Source organism: Pseudarthrobacter sp. NPDC058329 (genome assembly GCF_042879835.1).
In the GTDB taxonomy this organism is placed as follows: domain Bacteria; phylum Actinomycetota; class Actinomycetes; order Actinomycetales; family Micrococcaceae; genus Arthrobacter.
This window is the reverse complement of the sequence record NZ_JBHVZR010000018.1, coordinates 65496-80786: the sequence shown is the minus strand read 5'-3', so window position 1 is coordinate 80786 and position 15291 is coordinate 65496. Positions and strand designations below refer to the sequence as shown.

The 15291-nt window shown below is 65.5% G+C and carries 15 protein-coding genes; all 15 read right to left on the bottom strand.

The window, feature by feature from the left end:
* Positions 1-30: 30 nt before the first annotated feature.
* A complete protein-coding gene (locus ACFVYC_RS19010) occupies positions 31-957 on the bottom strand; it encodes an RluA family pseudouridine synthase (protein WP_387553212.1) in 927 nt (308 codons plus the stop codon).
* Complete coding sequence (lspA, locus tag ACFVYC_RS19005; protein ID WP_387553170.1) at positions 950-1525, bottom strand: signal peptidase II; 576 nt, start codon at positions 1523-1525, stop codon at positions 950-952. The genes ACFVYC_RS19010 and lspA overlap by 8 nt, the downstream gene beginning before the upstream one ends.
* A gap of 91 nt (positions 1526-1616) precedes the next feature.
* Entirely contained in the window at positions 1617-2306 is a 690-nt protein-coding gene (locus ACFVYC_RS19000; protein ID WP_387553168.1) for a DivIVA domain-containing protein, read from the bottom strand.
* A gap of 178 nt (positions 2307-2484) precedes the next feature.
* Complete coding sequence (locus ACFVYC_RS18995) at positions 2485-2772, bottom strand: YggT family protein (RefSeq protein WP_387553166.1); 288 nt, start codon at positions 2770-2772, stop codon at positions 2485-2487.
* Positions 2773-2895: 123 nt separating this feature from the next.
* Positions 2896-3426, bottom strand: coding sequence for a cell division protein SepF (locus tag ACFVYC_RS18990; RefSeq protein ID WP_387553164.1), 531 nt, complete (start codon positions 3424-3426; stop codon positions 2896-2898).
* A gap of 89 nt (positions 3427-3515) precedes the next feature.
* Positions 3516-4253 carry a YggS family pyridoxal phosphate-dependent enzyme gene (locus tag ACFVYC_RS18985; RefSeq protein ID WP_387553162.1) on the bottom strand — a complete coding sequence of 246 codons (738 nt, stop codon included), beginning with the start codon at positions 4251-4253 and terminating at the stop codon, positions 3516-3518.
* Complete coding sequence (locus ACFVYC_RS18980; RefSeq protein WP_387553160.1) at positions 4246-4935, bottom strand: polyphenol oxidase family protein; 690 nt, start codon at positions 4933-4935, stop codon at positions 4246-4248. The genes ACFVYC_RS18985 and ACFVYC_RS18980 overlap by 8 nt, the downstream gene beginning before the upstream one ends.
* Before the next feature lie 8 nt (positions 4936-4943).
* Entirely contained in the window at positions 4944-6179 is a 1236-nt protein-coding gene (gene ftsZ, locus ACFVYC_RS18975; RefSeq protein WP_387553158.1) for a cell division protein FtsZ, read from the bottom strand.
* 184 nt (positions 6180-6363) lie between these two features.
* Positions 6364-7335, bottom strand: a complete 972-nt coding sequence (locus tag ACFVYC_RS18970; RefSeq protein WP_387553157.1) for a cell division protein FtsQ/DivIB — start codon at positions 7333-7335, stop codon at positions 6364-6366.
* Complete coding sequence (gene murC / locus ACFVYC_RS18965) at positions 7328-8704, bottom strand: UDP-N-acetylmuramate--L-alanine ligase (protein WP_387553156.1); 1377 nt, start codon at positions 8702-8704, stop codon at positions 7328-7330. Before murC ends, ACFVYC_RS18970 begins: the two co-directional genes overlap by 8 nt.
* Complete coding sequence (murG, locus tag ACFVYC_RS18960) at positions 8701-9801, bottom strand: undecaprenyldiphospho-muramoylpentapeptide beta-N-acetylglucosaminyltransferase (protein WP_387553155.1); 1101 nt, start codon at positions 9799-9801, stop codon at positions 8701-8703. The genes murC and murG overlap by 4 nt, the downstream gene beginning before the upstream one ends.
* A gap of 6 nt (positions 9802-9807) precedes the next feature.
* Complete coding sequence (gene ftsW / locus ACFVYC_RS18955; RefSeq protein ID WP_387553154.1) at positions 9808-11151, bottom strand: putative lipid II flippase FtsW; 1344 nt, start codon at positions 11149-11151, stop codon at positions 9808-9810.
* 2 nt (positions 11152-11153) lie between these two features.
* The gene (gene murD / locus ACFVYC_RS18950) at positions 11154-12731 is read right to left on the bottom strand and encodes a UDP-N-acetylmuramoyl-L-alanine--D-glutamate ligase (RefSeq protein ID WP_387553152.1); all 1578 of its coding nucleotides are present in this window, start codon (positions 12729-12731) and stop codon (positions 11154-11156) included.
* Positions 12713-13822, bottom strand: a complete 1110-nt coding sequence (gene mraY, locus ACFVYC_RS18945; protein ID WP_387553150.1) for a phospho-N-acetylmuramoyl-pentapeptide-transferase — start codon at positions 13820-13822, stop codon at positions 12713-12715. The genes murD and mraY overlap by 19 nt, the downstream gene beginning before the upstream one ends.
* The gene (gene murF, locus ACFVYC_RS18940; RefSeq protein WP_387553149.1) at positions 13819-15285 is read right to left on the bottom strand and encodes a UDP-N-acetylmuramoyl-tripeptide--D-alanyl-D-alanine ligase; all 1467 of its coding nucleotides are present in this window, start codon (positions 15283-15285) and stop codon (positions 13819-13821) included. The genes mraY and murF overlap by 4 nt, the downstream gene beginning before the upstream one ends.
* Positions 15286-15291: the final 6 nt, after the last annotated feature.

Genomic DNA, 15291 nt, shown 5'->3' with positions numbered 1-15291 from the left:
ATTCTATGCGCTGGGCGTGCACCCCACGGGTCAGGCCCGCCCGGACTCCAGCACTTCGAGGGCAAATGCCAGGTCCTGCGGGTAGTCGCTGACCACGCGTACCGGCTCACCTGTCACCGGGTGCTCGAAGCCCAGCTCCCGGGCGTGCAGCCACTGCCGCGTCAGGCCAAGCGTAGCGGCCAGGCGCGGATCGGCACCATACGTGAGGTCGCCGGCGCAGGGATGGCGGAGAGCCGAAAAATGCACCCGGATCTGGTGGGTGCGTCCCGTCTCCAGGTGCACCTCAACGAGGCTGGCTTTGCCGAACGCTTCCACCACTTCGTAGTGCGTGACGGACGGACGCCCGTCCTCAATGACCGCAAACCGCCAGTCGTGTCCCGGGTGCCGGCCGATTGGCGCATCGATGGTGCCGGTCAGTGGATCAGGCAGGCCCTGCACCACCGCATGGTAGACCTTGTCCACGGTGCGCTCCTTGAAGGCCCGCTTCAGGGCCGTATAGGCACGCTCGGACTTGGCCACCACCATCGCCCCGGACGTTCCGACGTCGAGCCGGTGGACAATTCCCACACGTTCGGGCGAGCCCGAGGTGGAAATGCGGTAGCCGGCCCCGGCGAGGCCACCCACCACCGTGGGACCCACCCAGCCCGGTGAGGGATGGGCGGCAACACCCACGGGTTTGTCAACGACGACGAAATCGTCATCGTCCAGCAGGATCAACAGGTCTTCCACAACTTCCTCCACGACTTCCAGGGGATCACGCCGTTCCGGCAGGCTCACCTGGAGGACGTCGCCGGCAACGAGCTTTGCTGACTTTCCCAGTGCTTTGCCTTTGCTGAGGACATTGCCTTCGGCGATCAGGGTGGCCGCCAGGGAACGCGAGATACCCATCAACCCGGCCAGGCCCGCATCTGCGCGTGATCCGGCGTACTCTTCGGCGACGACGATGCGCTCAGGCATCATCGCCGGACTTCTCCTTGTGGCCGGAAGTGAGCCGGGTTCCGTCCAGCGCGATGCCGCGCAGCGTCAGGATGCAGATGATCGCGACGGCGGAAACCACAGCCGAGTCAGCGATGTTGAAAATGGCGAAATTGGGCAGCTGGATGAAGTCCACCACGTGCCCCATTCCGAAGGACGGTTCCCGGAAAAGCCTGTCGGTGAGGTTGCCAAGTGCCCCGCCGAGCAGCAGGCCAAGGGACAGGGACCACCATTTCGAGCCGAGCTTGCGGACCTGGAAAAGGATGGCCACAGCCACGGCGGCCATGATGATGGAGAACACCCAGGTGACGTTCTCACCGATGGAGAACGCAGCTCCCGAGTTCCGGATGAAGTACCAATGCAGCAGCGGCGGGAACACCGGAATCCGCTCGCCTTCCACCATGGTGGAAGTGACCCAGATTTTGGTCACCTGGTCCAGCACGTAGGCGAAGACTGCGAACCCTGCAAAGAGGGACAGCAGCACGGCCCGCCGGGGGCGGGGCGAAGGCGGTAGGGGGCGGGCCGGGTCGGCGGCGAGTTCGTCAGTCATGGTGCTTTCATTCGTAAGACCTGGTTCAATGCCAAAAGCCGGTGGCCGAGGAATCCTCAGCCACCGGCTTTCAGAATACGTGCTTGCCGGATTAGTTGGCTTCGCTGACTTCCGGCGTTGCCACTGAACCGCGGGCATCAAGGTCGCGGAGCTGGCCCTCGATGTAGGCCTTCAGGCGTGAACGGTAGTCGCGCTCAAAGCCGCGGAGCTGCTCAACCTTGCGCTCCAGCACCGAACGCTGCTGCTCGAGGGCACCAAGGATCTTGCGGGACTTCTCCTGGGCATCGTTGACGAGGCTGCTGGCTTCGATCTGCGCTTCGGCGATGATCTTGTCCTTCTGCGCCTGTCCGTCCGCGACGTGGCGGTCGTGCATCTGCTGGGCCATGGCGAGCAGGCCGGCGGCAGATTCGGCTGAGGCGGTGGACGCGGCCGGAGCAGCGGCAACGGGAGCGGCAGCTACCGGAGCGGCGGGCTGGACGTCCTTCTTCTTGCGCTCCTCGGCGGCCTTGGCTTCGGCTTCGGCCTTCTCGCGTGCTTCGTCCTTGTCGGACTTGACCGGCGCGGGGACCTTCTCCACCACGGGTGCGGCGGCGGAGCTGGCCGGCACGCTGGACCCGGCTTCGGAGAGCTTCTTGCGAAGTTCGTCGTTTTCCTGGTTCAGGCGGCGGAGTTCAACAACGATCTCGTCCAGGAAGTCATCAACTTCATCCTGGTCGTAGCCTTCGCGGAACTTGGTCGGCTGAAAGCGCTTGTTGACAACGTCTTCTGGCGTCAAAGCCATCTGGTCACCTCACTGGTCTAGTTAGTCAGTAGGCCTTCCGGCCGTCAAAACTACGGTACCTAAAGTTGGTCTGGTTCCTCTAATTCAACACTGCGGTGTCAAACGCGAGTTTTCTTCATATTGCACAGGTGGTTCCCGGCGGGTTCCATCCGTGTGCACTGCTGGTCTATCGGGTAATTCAGGCGAGGCTTCTGGTGATCCCCATGGCAATGCTGACGCCGATGAACAAAACCAGGAAGCCCAAATCCAGGGAGATGCCGCCAAGGCGCAGCGGCGGGATCAGCCGGCGGAGTCCGTTGAGCGGCGGGTCCGTAATGGAGTAGACGGCATGCGCCACCACCAGGGCCGCGCCCCGGGGGCGCCACTCCCGTGCGAACATCTGGACCCAGTCGAATACGAGGCGGATAATCAGGGCCACAAAGAACAGCAAAAGCGCGAGATAGACAAGCCCGAAAACAATTCCCATGACTTAATTCAAATCTCCATGTCCATAGTGGTTGGCCAGGCGTCCGGCCGATGCTTCTTGTCTATTTCAGCACAGATGCCAGGCAGGTGTGTCCCTGCCTGGCATCTGCGTCAGGATATTTGGTCAGCTTTGGTTAAAAAAGCTGGCTTGTGTCTCGCTGGCTTTCTTGTCGTCACCGATGACCTCGACGTACGACGGCGAGAGCAGGAACACCTTGTTCGTCACCCTCTCAATGCTCCCCCGGAGCCCAAAAACGAGGCCCGCGGAGAAGTCCACCAGGCGCTTGGCGTCGGCCTCGCCCATGTCCGTCACGTTCATGATGACCGGGATCCCGTCACGGAAGCTTTCGCCGATGAGCTTGGCGTCGTTGTACGACCGCGGGTGGATGGTGGTGATCTGGCGGAGACCGCTGGTCTCCTCGCGGCTTGAGGCCGCACGCTTGATGGGTGTCACTGGGGCGCGGTATTCCTCTTCGGGGGTGTAGGACGTTTCGCGGCTGACCTCGCGGACGGGTGCAGGTGCACGGCGCTCCTCGCGGTCAACTTCCATAGTTTCGTCCTCATCCTTACGTGTGGTCTGTTGCTCGGACTCGTAGTGTTCATCGCCGTCGGCGAGCCCAAGATAGATCATTGTCTTGCGCAGAGCGCCGGCCATGGTCGACTCCTAATCGTGTCCGTAAGCGGGCCGCCCAATGGCTTGACAGCACTGGAGTCCCCCGCCCATCACTTCCAATAGCACCGACGCTACCCCACGGGGGGACGCGATCCGAGAATATCGGAACCGATTCGCAGGTGTGTCGCTCCGAACAGGATGGCGGCTTCCAGGTCCTGGCTCATGCCCGCCGAAATGCCATTGGCTTCGGGATGCTCCGCCACAAGCGCCGCGGACACGGCGGCAAGTTTTTCGAAGGCGGGCTCCGGCGGGGCACCCAGGGGAGCCACTGCCATCACTCCCGCAAGCTCCAGGCTCCCGGCCGATGCTATCCGTTCGGCCAGCATCCCCACATCCTGGATGGCGGCGCCACCGCGGTGCGTTCCGGCGTCGTCCGCCAGGCCCACCTGGATGAAGCACCTCAATGGCGGCCGTCCGGTGGTGTCCTGCTGGGCCTGGGAGGCCTTGGCCAGTGCGTCCACGAGCTGCGGCCTGTCAACCGAGTGCACAGCGGCCGCGTACCGGAGAACGGACTTGGCCTTTTTGGTCTGCAGCTGGCCCACGAAATGCCACGCCAGTCCGCACTCAGCCAGTTGTTCCGCTTTGGCGGCCGCTTCCTGGTCCCGGTTTTCGCCAACGTCCGTGACCCCCAGGGCGGCAAGACGCTTAATGTCCTCCGCCGGGTGGAACTTGGTGACCACGATCAAAGTGGGCAGGTCGCCCGCCCTGCCCGCGGCTGCTGCAGCCGCAATGATGCGGCGCTGCACGGCATCAAGCCGGCCTTTGAGCTGCTCAGAACGCGCGTCCCCGGCCGCTCCGGCATCAGTCATGGGACCACACCACGCCGGCGAAGCGCCCCGTGCTGTTGTTCCGCCGGTACGAGAAGAGGGACGGTGTCTCAAGGGTGCACGGTCCGCAGTACTCCACACTGACGCCCAAACGCTCCAGCTGACTGCGGGCCCCAGCGGGCAGATTCAGCCCGGGAGTACCCCATGAGGTGGTACTCCGGGCCGCGGGCACACCGGCGGCCACTTCGGCCTGCATCCCGGCAGGCACCTCGTAGCAGTTCCCGCAGATGGACGGCCCCAGCCAGGCGCGGAGTCCGGATGCTCCAAGGGACTCCATGCTCGCCACCGCAGCCGGAATCACGCCACCGGCGAGGCCGGGCCGGCCTGCATGCACGGCAGCGAGGACCGGCCCTTCCGCAGACTCCCCCGCCAGCAGGACAGGGATGCAGTCAGCAACCATGACTGCCAGCGGAAGGCCGCGGGAAACCATGGCGTCGGCTTCGGGCGCCGCACTTCCCTGCTCCATAACCGCCACCGTGGTGCCGTGGACCTGGTTCATGAACCGAAGGCCATCCGGGGCAAGGCCGAGGGTGCGCTCCAGCTCTCCGCGGCGCCGGCCCACTTCTGCGGGATCGTCACCCACGTGCAGCGCCAGGTTTCCCGCGGCAGTGTCAGTGAAGGCGACGGAGACTCCGGGCCGGATTTCGGCACGCCAGTGGAACAATCCGGCGCCTACTTCAGGAAGTCGGGGACATCCAGGTCATCCGAGTGGCTGCCGGAGAGGTCCGGCTCCACTACGGAGGGGAGGTCGACGTCGAAGCCTGAGTCAGCGGGGACAGCGGAGGGACGCTGCTGCCCCCAGTTGCTGAGGCCCGCTGCGCCGACGCCTGCGTGGACCGGCTGGACATGGTGGGAGTGGTTGCCTGCGGAAGGAGCCTGGGCGGGTGCCGGGGCAACAGGCGCGGCCGGCCGCTGCGGAGCAACCTGCGGCTGGGACTGGTCCATGGACGGTGAGGTGGCCTTGACGTCGTCGAACCCGGCAGCGATGACCGTCACGCGGGCTTCGTCGCCAAGGGCGTCGTCGATAACGGCACCGAAGATGATGTTCGCTTCCGGGTGTGCCACTTCCTGGACCAGGCGTGCGGCTTCGTTGATTTCAAACAGGCCGAGGTCGGAGCCGCCCTGGATGGACAGGAGCACACCGTGGGCTCCGTCAATGGACGCTTCCAGCAGCGGTGAGGCGATGGCAAGCTCTGCGGCCTTGACGGCGCGGTCTTCGCCCCGGGCGGAGCCGATACCCATCAGGGCGGAACCGGCACCCTGCATGACGGACTTGACGTCCGCGAAGTCCAGGTTGATCAGGCCGGGCGTGGTGATGAGGTCGGTGATGCCCTGGACGCCCGAGAGCAGCACCTGGTCAGCCGAGCGGAAGGCGTCGAGGACTGAGACGTTGCGGTCGCTGATGGAGAGGAGACGGTCGTTGGGGATAACGATCAGGGTGTCCACTTCGTCACGGAGGGCGTCAATTCCGGCCTCCGCGGAGCCCGCGCGGCGGCGGCCCTCGAACGTGAACGGGCGGGTTACCACGCCGATGGTCAGGGCGCCCAGGGACCGGGCAATGCGTGCGACGACGGGAGCGCCGCCGGTGCCGGTGCCACCGCCCTCGCCGGCGGTGACGAAGACCATGTCGGCGCCCCGGAGCACTTCCTCGATCTCGTCTGCGTGGTCCTCTGCAGCCTGCTTGCCAACCTCAGGATTCGCACCTGCTCCGAGGCCGCGGGTCAGTTCGCGTCCCACGTCGAGCTTGACGTCGGCGTCACTCATCAGCAGGGCCTGGGCGTCGGTGTTGATGGCGATGAATTCAACACCTCGGAGGCCGACCTCGATCATGCGGTTGACTGCGTTCACGCCACCGCCGCCGATGCCGACGACTTTGATGACGGCCAAGTAATTCTGCGGAGCTGCCACGTTACGTGTCCCTTGTTCGTGTCTTTTTGCTAAATCTGATGAAGAGCTTAGTGCCTGAAACCCTAACCTTCGAGTTGAAGGTTATAGTTATGTCAAGTAACTCATGTCTGTGACGGTATTTCCTCTGGTACCCACATTCAATAACCGGGACCGCGTGTCGGATTAATACCGTAAAGAAAGCGTGTCAGCGGGTCACCGGATGCCTGGGCACACTCACGTCGTACACCTTAACCGGATTTTTGGGATCCGCCGGAACCTTCAGGAGCGCTGCCAGCACTTTGGCCTTCAGTTCCTTCTCCCCCGCATTGCCCCAGATGATGGTCTGGCCGTCAACGAGCTTGAGTTCCACGGCGTCCACTGACTGGGCAGACGCGTTGGACAGCCTGGCCAGAACATCGGCAGGCAGTGCCCCGAGCACCTCTGCGGTGGCGCGGAAGAGCTCCTTGCCGATGGTGCCGGCGCCGCCGTCAATCACCGGCAGGGATACGGATGCCGGGTCTGCGGTAGCCGCCAGCTGAATGCCCTCCACATCCACAAGCTGGTACTGCTCCCCCTGTTTGACCAGCGCCACCGGCACCCGTTCACGCACTGTCACAGCAAGGCCCGACGGCGGACGCGCCTCGGCGGAGACGGATTTGACCTGGACCAGGGGTTCGAGGAGGCGCCCTACTTCCTCGTCTGTGATTTGTGGCAGCGGCTTACCGCGCAGGGGTTCCAGCGCGGCCTGCACCTGCGCAGGGGTCAGCAGGCGCGTCCCGGACACCGAGATCGTGTCCACGGCAAGGACCGGGGAAAATACAGCCGCGGCCAGCAGCCCGGCCACCAATGCAACCAGCGTGGCTGCAACCACCAGTACATTCCGCCTGCGCCGCTTGCCCTTGGGTTCGGGAAACGCCAGGACATTGCCGGCCTGGCCTTCCGCAACAGCGGAGGAGCCAGCCGATTTGTCCCTGGTTCGGCCCGGGAACCTGGCTTTCCTGGCTTCCTTGGGCGGCTGCGGAACCTGCTCAGCAACCGGCCGGGAGGCTGAAATGACGTCGGAGCCGCTGTCCGCATCCCCGCTGGCGGTACCGGAGCCCGCGGTGCGGTCAGCCGGTTTCCCACCGGCAGGGCGCCTGCCGGTGGATGCGTAGGTGGGCCGGCGGGAACTAGGCACCCAGGGCCTCTACGATCTGCGGGCCGTAGGCCGTCACATCACCGGCGCCGGCCGTGAGGACGATGTCCCCGGCGCCGGCCGCTGCGGCGAGGGCAGCCACGGCGTCCGCGGCACCAACCAGCCGCCCGCCGTCGCCGAGGTGGTCGGCGATGAGCTGGCTTGTAACCCCGGGGATCGGGTCTTCACGGGCCGGGTAGATGTCCAGCACCCAGGCAGTGTCGGCAAGGTCCAGGGCTTCAGCAAACTCGCGGGCAAATTCCCGGGTCCGTGAGAACAGGTGCGGCTGGAAGAGGACATGCACCTTGTGGTTGCCGGCCACGGAGCGGGCTGCGGCAAGTGCTGCACGGACCTCGGTGGGATGGTGGGCATAATCGTCGAACACCCGCACGCCCCGTGCCTGGCCTTTCAGCTCGAAGCGCCGCGAAGCCCCCGAGAACTGCGCCAGGGCGCCGGCAGCTGCGGCGGGCTCAACGCCCAGCTCGAGGGCGACGGCAAAGGCGGCCGCCGCGTTCAGGGCGTTGTGCCGGCCCGGCACCTGCAGGTCAAGCTGGAACCGGCCGGACGGTGTGGACACCGCCACGTCTCCGGGGCCGCCGTCGTGCAGTACAAGTTCTGCCCCGGCGCCCGTCCCGTAGAGGACCACCCGGGAGTTGCCGCGTGCCCGGGCCCGCTCCGCGAGGGCCAGCGCCCCCGGGTCGTCGGCACAGGCGATCAGCACGCCGTCGGCCGGCAGCAGGGCGGTGAAGCGGTCGAAGGATTCGTAGACCGCCTCTGCGGTGCCGTAGTAGTCCAAGTGGTCAGGTTCCACGTTGGTGACCACGGCGATCCCGGGCCGGTAGTTGAGGAAGGACCCGTCGGATTCGTCTGCCTCGGCCACAAAGATCGGGGACGTGCCGGATGCCGCGTTGACACCGAGCGCAGGCACGTTGGCGCCAATGGCAAAGGAGGGGTCCAAGCCGGCGCCCTGCAACAGGACAGCGACCATCGAGGTAGTGGTGGACTTGCCATGGGTCCCTGCCACGGTCACCACCGTGTCCCCGCCCATGGTTGCCGCCAAGGCTTCCGAGCGGTGCAGCACCGGCACCCCCGCTTCCCTGGCGGCCATCACCTCGGGGTTGTCGGCCCTGATCGCCGAACCCGCCACCACTGTCTGCGCATCGGCCAGGTTGGCAGCGTCGTATCCGACGGCGATGCGCGCGCCGGCAGCAGAAAGGTCCGCCATCACCGGCAGGTCCTTGGCGTCAGACCCGCTGACCGCTACGCCGCGCGCAACCATGATCCGCGCGACGGCGGACATGCCGACGCCCCCGACGCCGACGAAGTGGACCTTGCCCAGGGAGTCGAGGCTGGGGATGCTGTCGGAGCTCATGCGGATATCGCTTCCAGGACGAGACCGGCCATGCGCTGGTCGGCGTTACGGATACCTAGCTGGTAGGAATTGGCTGCCATGGTGGCGAGGCGTTCCTGGTCGGTGACCAGGGGCACCAGTTCGGCGCCCACCCACTCGGGGGTGAAGTCGCGGTCGGCCACGAGCACGGCTCCGCCGGCGGAGACGAGCCCGGCCGCGTTGAGTGCCTGTTCACCGTTGCCGATGGGCAGAGGCACCAGGACTGCCGGCACGCCCACGGCTGCGATTTCACAGACGGTTGCGGCACCGGAGCGGGCCAGCAGCACATCGGCGGCGGCGTAGGCCAGTTCCATGCCGTCGATGTATTCGACCTGCCGGTAGCCATCGGCAACCAGCGGCGTGCCGGCGTCGTCAAGAACGGACTTTCCGCGGCCGGTGATGTGCAGGGTCTGGATCCCGGCGCCGGCCAACTGCCCGAGGGCGGCCGCAATGGTGCGGTTAATGCTCTGCGCGCCGGATGATCCGCCGGTGACGATCAGCGTGGGTTTCGTTTCATCCAGTCCGAGTGCCTCACGCGCGGCAGTTCGCGCGGCCGCCCGGTCAAGGCGTGAGATTTCGGTGCGCATCGGCATCCCCACGTGCAAGGCGCCCTTCAGCGGGGTGGTGTCGAAAGCTACTGCCACGCGCTTGGTGAACATCGCGCCCACCCTGTTGGCCAGCCCGGGACGGATATTGGCCTCGTGGATCACGATGGGGATGCCGCGTTTCCGTGCGGCAAGGTACATGGGTGTGCACACGTAGCCCCCGACGCCCACCAGGACGTCCGCACCGGCCCTGTCCAGGATGGCACCAGCCTGCCGCACGGCGCCGCCAAGCCGTCCCGGGAGGCGAAGGAGGTCAACGGAAGGCTTCCGAGGGAAGGGCACACGGTCGATGGTGGCCAGTTCAACACCGGCTGCGGGCACCAGGCGGGTTTCCATTCCTGCCGGGGTTCCGACGGCGAGGATGGCGGCGCCGGGAGCAGCCGCGCGGACGGCAGCTGCGATGGCCAGGAGCGGGCTGATGTGGCCGGCGGTTCCGCCGCCCGCCAGGACAATGGAGGGATTCTGGTAGGTCATATGGGGCTAGGCACGCTTTCTTACAGTCTTTTTCCTGGGTGCGGCTGCCTTGGCCGGCTTCGCCTTGAACTTCAGCATCCGTTTGGGCCGGATGGCCGGAGCCATCTGCTCGCGGGCCAGCGAAAGCACCACACCAATGGCGCACAGGGACATCAACAGGGCGGACCCGCCATAGGAGATGAACGGCAGCGGCACACCAATGACGGGCATCAGGCCTGTCACCACGGACATGTTCACGGTGGCCTGCCCGAGCAGCCACACCATGATGGTGCCGGCCAGGACACGGTGGAACATGCCCTCCTGCGCCACCACCACGCGGTAAATGGCCGCCCCGAGGATCGCGAAAAGGATGAGTACGACGACGGTGCCCACCAGTCCGAGCTCCTCGCCGATGATGGCGAAGATGAAGTCGTTGTGGGCTTCGGGGATCCAGCTGTACTTCTGCCGGCTTTGCCCCAGGCCCACGCCGAACCAGCCGCCGGAGGCCAGGCCGTAGAGCCCGTTGGTGGCCTGGTAGTTGGCATCAATGCCGTCGGCGCAGGACTGCCCGGTCCACCAGGACGTGATGCGGCACATGCGGTTTGAACTGGTGACAGCCATAACAGCCGTTCCAGCGGCGGCCACCAGGCCGGCGATGCCGAAGAGATAGAGGGGTGCGCCGGCAAAGAAGAGTGCGGCGGCCGTGACCATCATGATGATCATGGCCGTACCGAGGTCGTTTCCGACCAGGACCAGGCCAACGATGATGATGGCCATCGGGACAGCGGGTATCGCTACGTGCTGCCAGCGGCTGAGCAGCTTTCCCTTCATGGCCAGGACTGTGGCCATCCAGAGGGCGAGGGCAAGTTTTGATGCCTCCGACGGCTGGAAGGTGATGCCGCCGAGGTCGATCCAGTTCTTGTTGCCGTTGACCTCGTCGCCCACAACCTGGACGAGGATCAGGAGGACCACGGCCGCCCCGATCGCCGGCCAGGCCAGCCGCTTGAGCCAGATGACGTTGATCCGGGACAGCACAAACATGGTGAAAATGCCGATGGCGGCGAACATTCCCTGCTTCAACGCATCACCGTAAGGCGATTTGCCGGCGGCAATGGATTCAACACTGGAGGCCGAGAGCACCATCATGATGCCGATGGCCGTCAGCGCCAATGTTGATCCCAGAATGAGGTAGTAGGTGGAGCCGTTTCTGGAGGTTCCGGTCCCTTCCAGGGCCGACCAGAATCTGCGGTACATGGTCCGGAGCCTGGCGGCCGCCGTTGACGGGCGCACAGCCGCTGTTGCCGGGGAGCCGGGGCGCGGCTTGCCGTCCTGCTGCTTAATTGGCTGCGGGCGCGTTGGCGTGCTGACCATTGTTACTCCTCGCCGGTCTGGGCCTGCCCTTCCACCAGCCCGCGGACAGCTTCGATGAAAGTGTCACCACGGTGAGCATAGGAAGAGAACTGATCCATGGAAGCAGCTGCCGGAGCCATCAGCACAGTATCGCCGGACTCGGCGAGCTGCGCTGCTGACGCCACGGCCCTGGCCATCACCGTTTCACCGGGTACTGAAGAAACGGCTTGGACGGCGCCGGCCGCTGCGGCAGTCTGCACCACTTCAGTTTCACCCGCCGCCGGGATGATCACCGGGACATCCGGCGCGTGTCGCTGGAGGGCCTCGGAGAGGGCTGAGGTATCGCTGCCGATGAGCACCACGGCCTTGAGCCGTTGAACGTGTTCCTGGACCAGGTCGTCGTACGTGACTCCCTTGGACAGGCCGCCGGCGATCCAGATGACGTTGCTGAACGTGGCCAGTGAGGCTGCCGCTGCATGGGGGTTGGTAGCCTTGGAGTCATTGATCCAGAGCACACCGTTCCGGCGGGCTACCGGTTGGATGCGGTGGTCGCCCGGGATGTAGTCCTGGATGCCCTGCCGCACCGCCTTTGCTTCGACCCCATAGGCGCGCACGAGTCCCGCGGCGGCCAGCGCGTTGGCCACCATGTGGCGCGGCGCGAAGGCCCCCAGGTCGCTCATGGAAGCAAGCTCCGCGGCGCTGTCCCTGCGTTCGGCGATGAACGCCCTGTCCACCAGCAGTCCCTCCACCACGCCAAGCATGCTGATGGCGGGCGTGACCGTGGTGAAACCGACCGCGCGGCAGCCCTCCACTACGTCGGCATTTTCCACCATCCGCTCGGTTTCAGTCTGCTCGGCGTTGTAGATGCATGCTTTTTGTGTCTGTTCGTAGACCTTGGCCTTGTCCGCCAGGTAGGAATCGTAAGAGCCATGCCAGTCCACGTGATCCTCTGCCACGTTCAGGCAGACACTGGCGACAGGTGAGAGGGACTGTGCCCAGTGCAGTTGGAAGCTGGAAAGCTCAACGGCGAAGACATCGTATTCCACGGGGTCGCGAAGGGCGTCCAGGATGGGCGTGCCGACGTTGCCGACGGCGATGGCCTTCAGTCCGGCGGCCCGAAGCATGGCTTCGGTCAGGCCGACGGTGGTGGTCTTCCCGTTGGTTCCCGTAATGGCGAGCCAGTCCGCCGTCTTGCGGCCTTCCCGCACCCGTACGCGCCAGGCGAGTTCAACGTCGCCCCACACCGGAATGTGTGCCCTTGCCGCGGCTGCCAAGAGGGCCTGGTCGGGGCGCCACCCGGGTGAAGTCACGATCAGTTCCGGCAACTTGCCGTCGATCCGGGGCATGCGGATTACCGCGTCCTCGCCGAGCAGCACATCGGCAGCGCCCACGATCCTGAGGGTTTCCGCGTGGGCCCTGGCCGTCTCGCTCGTGGCCGCGTCCACCACCACTACCCGGGCACCGAGTTCGATCAGGGTGTCAGCTGCCGCGAATCCGGAAACGCCGATGCCGGTCACGGCTACGCGCAGCCCGGACCAGTCGGCATCCCAGCTGGTGAGGTTCTCGAGTCGGGGGGAAACGGTCACAGCAGCACAACCCATTCAGCGTAGAAAATGCCAAGCCCCACGGCGACGAAGAGCCCGCAGAGGATCCAGAACCGGACCACCACAGTTACTTCCGCCCAGCCCTGCAGCTCGAAGTGGTGCTGCAGCGGGGCCATCTTGAAGACACGTTTGCCGCCGGTAGCTTTGAAATAGCCCACTTGGATGATGACGGAGAGGGTGATCAGGACGAACAGGCCGCCGATGATGCCCAGCAGCAGTTCGGTGCGGGACAGGATGGCGAAACCGGCGATGGCGCCACCGATGGCCAGCGAACCGGTGTCACCCATAAAGATCTTGGCGGGCGAGGTGTTCCACCATAGGAAGCCCACCAGTGCGGCGCTCAGGATGGCAGCCAGCAGTGCGAGGTCGAGGGGATCACGGACGGAATAGCATCCGCTGCCGGCCTGGCGCGGTGAACCGCAGGCCTGGTTGCTCTGCCAGATTCCCATTAGCGTATATGCGCCAAACACCATCACGGCGGCTCCCGCAGCGAGCCCGTCGAGGCCGTCGGTCAGGTTTACCCCGTTGGTGGCTGCGGTGACAATGAGGTTGGACCAGACCACGAACAGGATGGCCCCGAGGACAGTTCCACCGAAGGCAAGGTCCAGCCAGGGCAGGTCACGGACCAGCGAAATCTTTGTGGAGGCAGGTGTGACGCCGGCGCTGTTGGGAAAGTTCAGGGCGAGCACGGCGAAGATGATGCCCACGGCCCCCTGCAGGATCAGTTTCGCCTTAGCGTTGAGGCCGAGGCTGCGCTGCCGGGAAATCTTGATGAAGTCATCCAGGAATCCCACCAGGCCCATCCCCACCATCAGGAACAGCAGGATGAGGGCCGACGCCGAGGGGCCCGAAGAACCGGGGTTCACCATCAGCATGATCAGGTGGGTCAGGCCGTAGCTCAGCAGTACCGCCGCCACCACCACTGTCCCGCCCATGGTGGGCGTGCCGCGTTTAGTGTGGTGCGAGGTGGGACCGTCGTCCCTGATGAACTGGCCGTAGCCGCGGCGGACCAGCAGCCGGATAAAGAGCGGGGTCCCTACCAGGGCGAAGAGGAGTGCCAGGCCGGCGCCGATCAAAAGTGCAATCACAGCAGAGCGCTCCTTTCATCAGCGGGTTGCGGGGTTTGTGGGGGTAATGCTATCCGATCGCCTAAGTGGCGCAGCCCCACGCTGTTCGAGGACTTGAACAGCACCAGGTCGCCCGGTTGGAGCTCGGCGTCCAGCAGTTCGTGGGCTTCTTCCACCGTTTCCGCGAAGAGGCATTCGTCGCCCCAGGACCCCTCCTGCACCGCTGACACGTACAGGGCACGGGCCTGCCGGCCTACTACCAGCAGTCGCGAAATATTAAGCCGGACCACCTGCGTGCCGACGGCGGTATGTTCCCTGATGGAGTCCTCGCCGAGTTCCAGCATGGCTCCCAGCACGGCCCAGGTACGCCTGCCGCGGCCAAGGTCCGCCAGCGTCCGCAGGGCGGCCCGCATGGATTCGGGATTGGCGTTGTAGGCGTCGTTGATGATGGTAACGCCGTCAGGCCGCTCGGTGCGCTCCATGCGCCACCGGCTGGCGGCAGTTTGGTTGCTGAGCGAGGATGCTATGTCCTGTCCCGGAACGCCTGCTGCCCACGCCGCAGCGGCAGCGGCCAGCAGGTTGCCCACATGGTGCGCGCCGATGAGGCGGCTGCTCACGTGCAGACCGGTTTCGCCGTCCGGCAGCCGGAGGTCGAATTCGGGATGGCCTGCCGCGTTGGTGTCGGCGTTAAGTGCCTGCACGGCGGCGTCCCCGCGGCCTTCAGCTGAGAATCCGAGCACCGACGCCGAGGTCCGCGCCCGCATGGCGGCCACCCGTTCGTCGTCGAGGTTTACGACGGCGGTGCCTGACGGGGCAAGGGCCTCCACCAGTTCCCCCTTGGCTTGGGCGATGTTCTCTACTCCGCCGAACTCCCCGGCGTGGGCGGTTCCGACGGCGAGCACCACGCCGATGTCGGGCTTGACCATGTCCGCAAGGTACTGGATGTGGCCGACGCCGGTGGCACCCATCTCGATCACCAGGTAGCGGGTGTCTGTTCCTGCGCGGAAGACAGTGAGCGGAACGCCGATTTCACCGTTGTAGGACCCTTGGGGCGCCACGGTGTTTCCCTGTGAAGCCAGGATGCCGGCGAGCAGGTCCTTGGTGGTGGTCTTTCCGGCCGAACCGGTGATTCCCACTACCGTGAGTTCGCTGCCTTCCCGGGCACGTGCGGCGCGGATCCTGCGCACGGCCTCGGCGGCCAGAGCGCCCATCGCAAGGACGGCATCCGGAACCACCACCGAGGGATAGGTGGTTCCGTCCGGAGCGGGCAGCGGACGCTCCACCAGGGCCAGCGTGGCGCCCGCCGTGAATGCCGCTGCCACGTAGTCGTGGCCGTCCGCGTGTTCACCCGGCTTTGCGACGTAGAGCGATCCGGGGGTGGATTCGCGTGAGTCCGTGACCACCGAAAGAGGCGTGATCCCGGGATCGGCGTCCAGGCGCCCGTTAGTGATTTCGGCGATCTCCGCCGCAGTAAATGCAATCATCTCGGT